This is a genomic window from Megasphaera sp. NM10, assembly GCF_000417505.1.
Classification (GTDB): Bacteria; Bacillota; Negativicutes; order Veillonellales; family Megasphaeraceae; genus Megasphaera; species Megasphaera intestinihominis.
The window spans coordinates 1-12,417 of sequence record NZ_APHY01000024.1 but is presented as its reverse complement, the minus strand read 5'-3'; the positions used below and the strand labels follow the sequence as shown (position 1 = coordinate 12,417).

The 12,417-nt window shown below is 45.9% G+C and carries 11 protein-coding genes; 10 read left to right on the top strand and 1 reads right to left on the bottom strand.

Going from position 1 to position 12,417, the window contains the following annotated elements; all coding sequences use genetic code 11:
- Positions 1-89: 89 nt before the first annotated feature.
- The 10 genes from NM10_RS05435 (at position 90) to NM10_RS05385 (ending at position 10,755) form a co-directional block, all read left to right on the top strand.
- Positions 90-866, top strand: coding sequence for a glycosyltransferase family 9 protein (locus NM10_RS05435; RefSeq protein WP_020310593.1), 777 nt, complete (start codon positions 90-92; stop codon positions 864-866).
- Positions 867-1,868: a glycosyltransferase family 8 protein gene (locus tag NM10_RS05430; RefSeq protein ID WP_020310592.1), complete on the top strand. Its 1,002-nt coding sequence runs from the start codon at positions 867-869 to the stop codon at positions 1,866-1,868. It begins immediately after the preceding gene.
- 169 nt (positions 1,869-2,037) lie between these two features.
- Positions 2,038-3,204: a nucleotide sugar dehydrogenase gene (locus tag NM10_RS05425; protein ID WP_020310591.1), complete on the top strand. Its 1,167-nt coding sequence runs from the start codon at positions 2,038-2,040 to the stop codon at positions 3,202-3,204.
- Positions 3,205-3,220: 16 nt separating this feature from the next.
- On the top strand, positions 3,221-4,225 hold the full coding sequence (locus NM10_RS05420) for an NAD-dependent epimerase (protein WP_020310590.1): 1,005 nt from the start codon (positions 3,221-3,223) through the stop codon (positions 4,223-4,225).
- Positions 4,226-4,254: 29 nt separating this feature from the next.
- Complete coding sequence (locus NM10_RS05415; RefSeq protein WP_020310589.1) at positions 4,255-6,309, top strand: LTA synthase family protein; 2,055 nt, start codon at positions 4,255-4,257, stop codon at positions 6,307-6,309.
- A gap of 5 nt (positions 6,310-6,314) precedes the next feature.
- Positions 6,315-6,821: a methylated-DNA--[protein]-cysteine S-methyltransferase gene (locus tag NM10_RS05410; RefSeq protein WP_020310588.1), complete on the top strand. Its 507-nt coding sequence runs from the start codon at positions 6,315-6,317 to the stop codon at positions 6,819-6,821.
- 329 nt (positions 6,822-7,150) lie between these two features.
- A complete protein-coding gene (thrC, locus tag NM10_RS05400) occupies positions 7,151-8,653 on the top strand; it encodes a threonine synthase (RefSeq protein ID WP_036200971.1) in 1,503 nt (500 codons plus the stop codon).
- 15 nt (positions 8,654-8,668) lie between these two features.
- Positions 8,669-9,565, top strand: coding sequence for a DMT family transporter (locus NM10_RS05395; RefSeq protein ID WP_020310585.1), 897 nt, complete (start codon positions 8,669-8,671; stop codon positions 9,563-9,565).
- Between the two features lie 215 nt (positions 9,566-9,780).
- Complete coding sequence (locus tag NM10_RS05390; protein WP_335340741.1) at positions 9,781-10,305, top strand: TVP38/TMEM64 family protein; 525 nt, start codon at positions 9,781-9,783, stop codon at positions 10,303-10,305.
- Positions 10,306-10,326: 21 nt separating this feature from the next.
- A complete protein-coding gene (locus NM10_RS05385) occupies positions 10,327-10,755 on the top strand; it encodes a C-GCAxxG-C-C family protein (RefSeq protein ID WP_020310584.1) in 429 nt (142 codons plus the stop codon).
- A gap of 196 nt (positions 10,756-10,951) precedes the next feature.
- On the opposite strand, the gene NM10_RS05380 is transcribed toward NM10_RS05385, so the two are convergent.
- Positions 10,952-12,417: IS1182 family transposase (locus NM10_RS05380; RefSeq protein WP_020310583.1), on the bottom strand; the 1,466-nt coding region annotated here is incomplete at its 5' end.

The window sequence follows — 12,417 nt, the reverse complement described above, 5'->3', positions numbered from 1 at the left end:
TCAGTCTGATTAACCAATCAGCGTAGATGATTACAACAACATACGGCCCCACGAGGCATTAGGCTACAAGGTTCCCAACGAGTTTTACTTTGCTTGCTTCGCTGCTTAGAATAATTCTGCTTACTGCCACTCTTAAAATTTTAGAACGTGGTCTTGACAAGGGGCCCATTATATATACCAATGATTTATCGTTTTCAGATGGGTGGAATTATAAAGAGCATAGAATGTCGGAAAGTTTTCAACATTTAATGTGTTTATATACGAATGATTCGGAAATGAAATTTATTCCTCCGAGCTTTCGCCCTTCATCTAATGTTGATATGCAAACTGCAACCCAATTATTAAAACCTGCTGGTAATGATAAAAAGAAAATAGCTTTTTGTGTAGCGACGACAGATGGATTTAAAGATTGGCCGTCAGATAAATTTTCTGTTATTGCAGATTGGCTAATAGAAAAATATAATAGTGTCATTATTATGACAGGTATCCCAAAACATACTAATAAAGTTTATCAAATTATTGAATATATGAATCACAAAGATTCATGTATTAATGTTGTTGGTAAAACATCTTTTTCAGAATTAATCGCTTTATTCCGTCAAATTGATTTGGTATTGACTTTGGATACCGGAACGTCACATATTGCAGGTGCGGCGGGGTGTCCGGTTATTACTATCTTTACACATAATTCACCAGCTATATACAAACCGGCAGGGGAATATACAGGAGCTGTTAGTGCATATCTGCCTTGTTCGGGAAAACATATTTGCATTGGGCCACGCAAATGTAAGAAAAATGATTGTGTAGAGGCGGTAACTGTATCTATGGTTCAAAAAGAAATATCTCGTATAATGGAGATGATATGAGTGAAATCGTTTAGCGATAACTTTTTTAGCAAAGACAATTTTATTACTACCCAATATGACTATAATTATTTGAAAGAATCTCAGCCAAGTTGCCATATTTGTTATAATGTTAATAATCAATTTATTCACATTATGGGAGTTTCTATTATTTCTGTTTTGGAAAATAATAAAGAAATGAACTTTACATTTTATGTTTTTACGGATAGTTGTGATAGGGAAAACCGAGAAAAAATTAGAACTTTGGCTCAAAAATGGAATTGCAGATGCGTTGTGTATATTTTGAACATGAAGCCATTTGAGGACTTTCATATTAAGGTTTCTCGTTTTTCAAGAATTACATATGCACGATTATATATGCCTAAGGTGTTGAAAGGAAAGGTAAAGAAATATATTTATCTTGATGCCGATACAATGTGTGTCAATTCTATTCAGCCATTATGCCATTTAGATATGAATGGTACACCCATGGGGGCTGTATCGGAACGAGATTCAGCGATTACTTATCGAGCGGACTTTTTAAAATTAAAGAGTGGAAAATACTTTAACGATGGGGTTATGGTTGTTGATGTAAATTCATGGGAAAATGCTTCTATTACAGAAAAGGCATTTTCATATCAAAATGAACCGCGTGAACGTTTTTTAGGGCAAAGTCAAGATGTTTTAAATCTTGTTTTTGATGGAGCTAATTATCACTTACCTGCTTGCTACAATGTTTACGATGGCGGTGCATATGACCAAGGTGATAGCGTTTTTATTCATTGGACGGGGCGCCGGAAACCTTGGCAAATGGTATTGACGGATTTTGACGCACAGTGGCGGAAATACAATGCACTATCGCCTTGGCCTACTATTACTAATATTTTACCGATAAAGAAGCCTGAAAATTATCATGATTTCCAGCAGTGGGGACGATATCAGAAAGCGCATGGAAATATGGCAGGATATTTTAAAGGTATTTTTTGGTATTCATGGTTACGGATTCGTTATAAATTGCATATTTAAATACTTCGTGCTTATAATATAGCCTCTATAGATTCTTATTACAATCTATAGGGGCTATATTTGTAACAAACTCTTTGTTTCTCTTTGTTTTTCAAAAGCATCATAATGGTCTGAATGGAATTTTATGGTATAATAAATATAATATGCTAAAAGGAAAGTGGGAATTTATATGAATATAGCGATTGCCGGGACCGGGTATGTTGGTCTTTCAAATAGTATGTTGCTGGCACAGCATAATGATGTCATTGCTTTAGATATTATTCCAGAAAAAGTAGCTTTATTAAATGAAGGGAAATCACCAATTATAGATAGTGATATTTCGGCTTTTTTGCAGCGTGGTGATTTACACTTCAAGGCGACCTTGGACCCCGTAGAGGCTTTCACGGATGCAGCTTTCGTCATTATTTCGACGCCGACCAATTATGATCCGCAGAAGAATTTTTTTGATACATCTTCTGTAGAAGCGGTCATAGAAGAAGTACTGGGTATCAATCCGGAAGCGGTCATGGTCATTAAATCGACAGTTCCTGTCGGCTACACCCAGCATATCAAAGAACGCTACCATACCGAAAATATTATGTTCTCGCCGGAATTTTTGCGGGAAGGCAAGGCCCTGTATGATAATCTCCATCCGTCGCGTATTGTCGTCGGTGAACGGTCGGAACGGGCCAAAGTCTTTGCCAATCTGCTGGCCGAAGGCGCGGTGAAGAAGGATATCCCCATGTTGTTTACTGGTTCGAAGGAAGCGGAAGCCATCAAGCTCTTTGCCAATACATATTTGGCCTTGCGCGTAGCCTATTTCAATGAACTCGATTCGTATGCTGAAATGCGCGGGCTGAGTACGAAGGAAATCATCGAAGGTGTCTGCCTCGATCCTCGCATTGGCGATTTTTATAACAATCCTTCCTTTGGTTACGGCGGATACTGCCTGCCGAAGGATACGAAGCAGCTTTTGGCCAATTATCAGGATGTCCCGCAGAACCTCATTTCAGCTATTGTCGCTGCCAACCGGACGCGGAAGGATCATATTGCCGATATGATCATCGCCAAGAATCCTCGCATTGTCGGTGTCTATCGGCTGACGATGAAGAGCCATTCAGATAATTTCCGGGCTTCGGCCATCCAGGGCGTCATGAAGCGCATCAAGGCCAAAGGCATCGAAGTCGTCGTCTATGAACCGACCCTGAAAGCAGATGACTTTTTCCATTCCCGCGTCATCCGTGACTTGAACGAGTTCAAAAAAATGAGCGATATTATTATTTCTAACCGCTGGGCAGAAGAACTCAGCGACGTTCAGAATAAAGTTTATACGCGGGATATCTTTGACCGCGATTGAGAGGGAGTCGATGATAATGACAGATTTTAAACCTTTTGATAGTGCAAACAAAGTCTTGATTACCGGTGCCGCCGGTTTTATTGGATTCCATTTGGCCAAGCGCCTGCTGGCCATGGGGGCCACCATCCTTGGCCTGGATAACCTTAACGATTATTATGATGTTTCCTTGAAAGAAAGTCGGCTGGATATTCTACGCCAGTTCCCGGCATTTACCTTCGTCAAAGGGGACTTGGCTGATGAAAAAGTCGTGAATGATATCTTTACGTCATTTCAGCCGGATATTGTCGTAAACCTGGCGGCCCAGGCCGGAGTGCGTTACAGCATCGACCATCCCCGCTCCTATATCGATTCCAACATTATCGGGTTCTTTAATATCCTCGAAGCCTGCCGTCATCATAAGGTATCTCATTTGCTCTTTGCTTCCAGTTCTTCGGTCTATGGCAATCAGCAGAAGACGCCTTTTTCGACGACCGATAATGTCGACCATCCCATCAGTCTCTATGCAGCGACGAAGAAGTCCGACGAACTCATGGCTTACACATATAGCCATCTTTATGGCATCCCGGCGACAGGGTTGCGTTTCTTTACCGTCTATGGGCCTTTCGGCCGCCCCGACATGGCTTATTTCAAATTTGCCAATAAGATTCGCAGAGGAGAGGCAATCCAGATTTATAATCACGGCGACATGTATCGGGACTTCACCTATGTCGATGATATTGTCACCGGCATTGAACACATGCTGTGCAATCCGCCGAAGAAAAATGAACTAGGCGATTCGTATAAAATCTATAACATTGGCAACCATAAACCGGAACAGCTCATGCATTTTATTGAAGTCCTGGAAAAGGCCCTGGGCAAAACGGCAGAAAAAGAATATCTGCCCATGCAGCCTGGTGATGTATACCAGACCTATGCTGACGTCAGCGAATTACAGCGCGACTTCGATTTCAAGCCGGAAACGACGATTGAAGAAGGGCTGGGGAAATTCGCCCAATGGTATAAAGCTTATTACAAAGTATAAATCCATTATTTTTATGATGAGGTGTTATCGTGTTTGAACAATTTTTTTTATCGATGCAGCAGGATATAAAACTGTTTCTAATTTTTCCTATTTTATGTGCGATATTTCGCGCTGTATTTATTAAAGTCTATTCGCCTTATGAAACGTTGAAAGGACGATGGAATGTCGTATGGCATTGCTTTCGATACGGCTTTTGGTGGGGCATGGATTTTAATGCATATGCATTTTTATTGCCACTTATTTTTGTTTCATTGCCCGGGCTATTTTTTACTTCCTATTATGCACTAGGAAATGATGTAAGGCTTTGGGCTGGCATGATATATGCTATGGTGCTTTATATTGCTTTTGTTGGTAAAATGATTTTTTACAATCATTTTCATGACACTTATAATCAGATTTTACGTCTTGGTGGAAAGGCGGAAAAGCATAACTTGCTTGATATTTTTTTTCATCAGGACCATGGACTCTTATTTATACTTATAGGGATTCCTTATTGGTGGATTGTTAAATTTTCTATTCAAGCCTTCCTTTATTTGCCAAGTGTTAGTTATCCTCATTTTTCCTCCCCTATCCTGGCGTATGGTTTTAATGTTATTGTATGTGTTGCCATTATTTTAGGGTTTTATTGGTTCCGTTATGGAGGAACTTTAAGCCACGACGATAAACCGGAATGGGATACAATTCCCAGCATTGTTAAGAAGGACATTTTTTTTGCTAAAGCTACGGTAGATGATTTAGTCGCCTTGGAACAAGTAAAAAAACACAAATTGAATGATGCTTACAAGCATAGTGATGAAGAAGATTTAACATCTTTAAAGGCTATTCTGCCAGCAGGTCGTGACAATATTGAAAAGTATCCTAATCCCGTATATGCGTTCCAACACCATGCGAAAGGTCCTAGAATCTCTAAACCATCGCATATTTTCCTTCTTGTTGGTGAAAGTTATTTACAGCAGCTATTTGATCCAGCATATGCATGCTTAAATATTACGTCAGGTGGGAAACGGCTAATGAATGATCCACATACGGCAATATTAACCAATTCCCTGTCGGCAGGTATTATTTCGAGACCCTCTATTGTTAGCTTGATGTCAGGTATTTTTGATGCTGGGTTAGAATTAAATGAAAAAGAAACGTTTTGGCAGGGAACAGTACCGACTGCACTGCCTCTTCAGTTGAAAAAGTTAGGCTATACATCGACATACTGGTATGGTGGTAATGTAACTTATGGAAATTTCAATCAGTTTGCTCCTGCTTGCGGCTTTGACCGAGTCATGACGGCTACCGATTTTTGCGGTCCTCATGCTCCCAAGACTTGGGTTGGTGTCTATGATAATGTCTTTTTGGAAAAAGCAGCTGAACTGATTCAGAAAGACAATCCGGACCAGCTATCGTTCCACTTTGTCTACACCACATCTTATCATGGGCCGTTTAAAATTAATTTGAAAAAATACGGCTATGATACAGAAGCTGTTATGCCCAATGCTCCTGAAGATATAAAACAGAGTAAAGAATTGCAAAAAAATCTAGGTACATTTTGGTTATCGGATCAGGCTATTGGGAATTTTATTGACACTATGCGTAAAGTTTACCCAGATAGCTTATTTATTGTTACGGCAGACCATGCTATTACGATGACTCCTTTACAAAAGACGTCCTTAATGAATCGTGATTGCTCTATCCGAGAACGCCATTGTCCGGTATTTATGCTGAATCATCGCGATTTAGATCAAAGCATTTTTGCTGGTAATACTATTGGCAGCCATATGAATATTATGCCGACCATTTTTGAATTAATAGCCCCTAAGGGATTTACGTATTATTCGTTATTTTCTTCTTTAACTGAACCTATTGACCACTTAGTTTCTCCATACCATTGGCTTCGTCCAGATGCTTATGGGACTTTTGAAAATAATTTTTACCAACCATTGGGGGAAAATCACGCCGAAAATGAAATTTGTGAAGGACCTATTCCCTATATCGCAGAGAATGAAGCTTGGAAAAATTTAACTGGCTATATGGTTCGCCATCCTGAATTATTGCAATCTAAAGAGATATTACTTTCAGAAGTAGAGAGAGGGTGAATCAGATGTACTACAAAATGATGTATGAATCGCCGTTGGGTCCGATGATTTTGGCGGCTAGTGATACGGCGCTGGTCGGGGCCTGGTTTGAAGGGCAGAAGTATTGTTATGGTGCCTTGCAGGGGGAAGTCCTACGTGAAGAGGATACGCCTATCCTGCGCAAGGCGGCGCACTGGCTGGATGATTATTTTGCCGGGCGGATGCCGGCTATTATGACGCTGCCCCTGGCGCCGCAGGGCAGTGCGTTCCGCCGCCTCGTCTGGTATCTGCTCTGCCAGATTCCCTATGGTCAGACGACGACCTATGGTGATCTGGCTAAACAGATTGAAGAACGGACGGGAAAGAAGATGTCGGCTCAGGCCATTGGCGGCGCCGTAGGGCATAACCCCATTTCCATCATCATTCCCTGCCATCGCGTCTTAGGTGCCAATGGCAGAGCCACAGGCTATGCAGGCGGCATCGATAAAAAAATCACCCTCCTGCATCTGGAAGGGGTGGCTGTCAAAGCCTAGATTCACGTGGCCTTTTTGGCCTGTCAGGTGCCGACCAGCGGAAGGCGCAAGACGGTTGCCAAAACGGACAGCAGAGGCTGGACGCCTTGTTCAGGACGTCCCCTACGAAGGCCCCACTTGGGGCCTTTTTTACGAGCTGAGGTTCACTCGAGGCGATGTCGTCATTCTGAGTTTGTTGCCGCAAAGCGGCATTTTGAGTCCGAGGCGAACTGCGAACTGCGGGGCCGTTAGGCCAATTCACAGAATAGTGGACAATGTGGCTATTTCCCTTTATAATATAAATACTTATAGCTATTCTATGAGGTTAGCTGAAAAGGGGGATTTCATCGATGAATTTTAGAAGTACACGATCTGACGAATGTGTTTCGCCGTCTTATGCGCTCCTGCATGGACTGGCTGCGGACGGAGGGCTCTATGTGCCGGAATCGTTCCCGGAAAAGGTCCTGTCCTATAAAGAACTGGCTGGCAAGTCTTATCAGGAGATTGCTGAAGCCGTATTGTCCCATTTCTTTACGAATTTCACGGCAGAAGAACGGAAGCAGATGATTGCTTCGGCTTATAATGATATGACCTTCCGCGATGACCGCATCGTACCGCTCCATTCCATCGATACGGATTTGTCCATTGCCGAATTGTTCCACGGCCGGACGTTGGCCTTCAAGGATCTGGCATTGTCCTTGTTCCCGTATTTATTGACGGCTGCCAAGAAGCAGGAAAAAGAGGACCGGGATATCCTCATCCTGACGGCGACCAGCGGCGACACGGGCAAGGCTGCCCTGGAAGGCTTCAAGGACGTACCTGGTACGAATATCATGGTCTTTTATCCCAGCGAAGGCGTCAGCCCCATGCAGAAGCAGCAGATGCAGAAGCAGGAAGGGGATAACGTCAAGGTATCGGCCATTTATGGCAATTTCGACGATGCCCAGAGCTTTTTGAAACGCGTCTTCACCAGTGCTGAAGTCAACGCCTATGCCAACGATAAAGGCGTCCTCTTCTCCAGCGCCAATTCCATCAATATCGGCCGCTTGTTCCCGCAGGTCGCCTACTACGTATCGACGTATGTCTCCCTTGTCGATAACGGCGCCATCAGCGAAGGCGAAACGTTCGATGTCATCGTCCCGACGGGGAACTTCGGCAATATCCTGGCTGGCTATTTTGCCAAGAAGATGGGCGTGCCTATCGGCAAGTTGATTTGCGCATCCAACCAGAACAAGGTCCTGGCCGACTTCTTTGAAACCGGCGTCTATGACATGAACCGCGACTTCTACACGACGTCGAGCCCGTCCATGGACATCCTCTTGTCGAGCAATTTTGAACGCTTCTTGTTCTACGTCGCCAAAGAAGATGCCGCCAAAGTGGCCCAGTGGGAAAAGGACCTCCTGGAAACGGGGAAGATGAGCGTATCGGCTGACGAATTGAAGACGCTGCGCCAGGAATTTGAAGGCGGCTGGATCGACGACGATGAAACGAAAGCCGTCATCAACCACGTCTACAATGATTTCGGCTATCTCCTCGACCCGCACACGGCCGTCGCTTACGGCGTCGGCATGAACCGCCATCGCCAGGGCCTCGACGAAGGCCGCCATACGGTCATCATGGCGACGGCACATCCCTATAAATTCCCGCCGGTCATCTGCGAAGCCCTGGCCCTGCGCCAGAGCGACGATCCCTTCGACATGCTGGCCGACATCAGCAGTGTCACGGGCATCGCCCTGCCCAAGCCTTTGGCTGACCTCAAGAATAAACCGGTCCGCTTCAGCGACTCCATCGACAAGGAAGATATGAAGAAAGCTGTCTTGTCCTTCGTCGACGCTATTGCGGCCAAGCACTAGGAAAGAGGCTTTGATTTGAGTAGAGGTGTCATTTACGCAATCTTATCGGCTTTGGCCTTCAGTATCCAGAATGTCATCGTAAAAGAATTATCCTATACGACGAGCACTGGGGAAATCGCGTTCTTCCGCGGTTTCCTCAGTGCCCTTCTGATATTAGGGCTCATGCGCATCCAACACGTACATCTGTCGAAGCGGGATATACCGACGCTGACCTTGCGCGGCGTCCTCGGCGGTATCGGCATGATCTGCATTTTCTATGCCCTGCGCGGGATGCCCCTGGCCGATGTATCCATCATTTCCCAGTTGTCGGCGTTCTTCGTCATGCTCTTCGCGGCGATTTTCCTCAAAGAAGTCCTGCCGCCTGGGTCGAAGCTGCCCCTCCTGGTCATCTTCATCGGCGGCTGCCTCGTCGTCCGGCCCTGGAACTTTTCGTCATTCAACGTCTATTCCCTGTTCGCCCTGGGGCAGGCCGTCTTTGCGGCCGGTGCCTATACGACAGTCAGCAAGCTCACTGGGTCTGGACGCCACCATCCTTATGAAGTGGTCCTGTACTTTTTGGTCTGTGCAGCTCTGTCGGGCATCGTCCTCATGGCCCTGACTGATGGCTTTGTCATGCCGGCTCACGGCGACTGGATTTATTACGGCGGCCTGGCCCTGTTCAGCGTCATCGCCCAAATCTGGATGACCAATGCCTATGCAACGGCTAACCCGGTTGTCGTCAGCTTTGTTTCTTATATAGGCGTCTTCTTCAACGCCCTTTGGGGCTTCGTCATCTTTGGCGAAATCCTCACCGGCTTGACCGTCGCCGGCGGTGTGCTCATTATCGGCGGTTCCATGTACCTGACCAAGCTCAAGCACGATAAGATTGCTGAAATGGCCAGGATGCAGGAACGGAAGCAGAAAGAGGCATAACATGACTACGAAACAGATTCATGAAACACACATTAAAATCGCCTTTTTTGCCATGCTGCTCATCATGCTGGCCGCTATCTATGTGGCCATCCCGGACTTTTACAGCACGGTCTGGCAGCTGTCGACGAGCGGCAATATGCAGGGGACTATCGACTACCTGCGCTCTTTCGGCGTCTGGGCCGTCCTGGTCAGCATGATCATCGACATCGTCATCAATATCGTCGGTCTTTTGCCTGTCTATCTTCATTTCCACGGCCAATGGCGTCCTTTTTGGCGTTGCCGGTGGGACTGTCGTTTCCTGGGTAGCCGAAACAATCGGCGTCATCATCAGCTTTTTCTTCATGCGGACTTTGTTCCGCAACAAGGCCAAGAAGGTCATTGAAAAGAGCAAGATGCTGAGCAAGCTCGACCATTACAGTACCTGGCAGGCCATGACCCTGGCCCGGGCCGTCCCGTATTCGCCGAACGGCCTGGTCACGGCCCTGGGGGCGCTGAGCCGCATCAGCTACCGCGATTATATCCTGGGCTGTTTCATCGGCAAATTGCCGTCTGTCGCCTGTGAGGTCCTGGTTGGTCACGACCTGGTCATGATGGAAGAACATTCCATGCGATTGACTATCGTCCTCATCGTCATCGCCATCGTCTACGGCGGCCTGTGGTACTGGCATCGCCGCCAGCAGGCCAAGAAAGTCCTCCACAAGATCGCCGACGACCTCAAAGACGGCGAAGGCCGCAGTTAATTTCAGAAAGGATAAAGTATCATGGAAAAAGAATATAAATTAGCAGAACAATACCATTTGCAGGGCAATAACTGCATTGAATCGGTCCTCAAGACCTGTAACGACACGATGAATCTCCAGCTGCCGGACGTCGCTATCCGCATGGCTTCCGGCATGGGCGGCGGCATCGGCCGGTCGGGCTGTGTCTGTGGGGCCTTGAGCGGTGCCTGTCTGGTCATCGGCGCCCTCGTCGGCCGGCTCATACCCGATGAAAAGCCCTTGCCCGAAGTCTACAAATACACCAGCGAGTTCCATGACCGCTTCAAAGAACACTTCGGCGCCACCTGCTGCCGGGCCCTCAACACCCTCAGTTTCGGAACGCCGGAATACCGTAAGCACTGCATCAAGATTACGGCCACTGCCGCCGACATGGTCTCCGACTTCGTCGCCGAAAAAGGCTTGTTGAAGTGAGGTTAGTGGCTCGTGGTTCGTATAACAAAAAAGGGGCTGTCGCATTAAGCCATTTCGGCTTTGTGCGACAGCTCTCTTTTTTTATTCTATTTCATCGTTCTATTCTCTTTTTTTAGCTAAACGTAAAAAAGGTACACGAAACAGACCGGCCATCCAGTCGGCAAAAAACGTGTGCCTTTGCTATGTATATGGTTATTCAAGCACTCTTTTTCACTTTTTTTAAGGAATAAAGGTATGTCCCGAAATTGCCGGATTGCAGCTTGTGATGTAAGGTCAAGACATTGTGGGCCATTGCCAGTATGATGCTGGTTGCCAGGGCGTTCTCCGTTCCATGGCTCAAAAAACGCCGGAACGACAGATTCGCCTTGATGTCGGAAAAAGCGCCTTCAGACTGGATGGAACGGTTCATTCGAAGCATCTTCCCTGTAGGAGAACTGATGTGAGCTTCCATTTCGGCCCGTTGGGCTTGGAACCTTTTAGAAAGTTCTAATTGCTTCGTCCTTTTTTCCAACGGCTTCTTGCTGCGATTGCCATGAATGCATCCTTTCTTATAGGGACAGTCCGAACAATCCTCACAGACATAATGGCTTTTGCGTATTTTAAATCCCGTGCTGGTTGTTTCGGTCTTTTTCCCAACACAGGTCAGCTTACGGTGATTGTGGCAATAAAAGACATCATTTTTCGCATCATAGTCCATATTCTGGAATTTGCCAATATCTTTTTTGAAACGGCGTTTTTTCCGCTGCTCATGGTCGGACGGTTTGATGTAAGCATCATACCCCTGTTCGGCGAGCTTCGTGTAATTTTCTTCGCTTTCATAGCCGGAATCTGCAATGATACGGGTATACTGGAAAGGGAAATGCTTGCGAAAATCTTCGAGGAAAGGCAGCAGGGTGGTACAATCTGAAGTCTGCGGTCCGACAGTGACCCAGGTAACGAATCCAGCGTCCACGCTATATTGTACATTATATGCAGGCTTGACCTGGCCGTTTTTCATGGCGTCTTCTTTCAGATGCATGAAGGTGGCATCGATATCGGTCTTGGCATAGCTGTTCCGGTCCCCGCAGTAATGAAGCTGGACGGCGTACTCTTTTGTCTTATGCAGGAAATCCTTGGCTTTTTCAATGGCCTTTTGCAATGGCGTCTTACGATGGCCTTTGCCATGGACGAAAACGATGTGTCCTTCTCGTTGAAGCCGTTTTAATTTCCCCAACAGCCGCCGTAAATGGTACCGATGGACAGCGTGTGTATGGAGCACTTGGATGCCAAAGAGTTCCTGGGTCTTAAGAATAAAGCCCGGAATTTTTGCTAATACTTTGGCCTGCCGTTTCGTGACACTCTTCTTCCAGACAAAAGTGTATTTATTGGCAACAGATTCGATTTTTGTCCCATCGATGAACAAATTCTTCAGCGATAAGGCCCCGGCCTGAGCCAAGACGGCATCCATGTCGGCAAACAAGGTCCGGCTGCATGCCGCCATATGATGAGAACGGAAACGGGCGATAGTCGCATGATCGGGAACGGGTTTCCCTTCCAGCAGATATTGGAAATTCAAATCTCTCCGGCAAGCCGATTCAATACGACGGGAACTGAAAATCTGGTTCATGCTGGCATAAATAACGATGGCCAGTAACTGGCGTGGTGAAGCCTGATTTTTCTCGA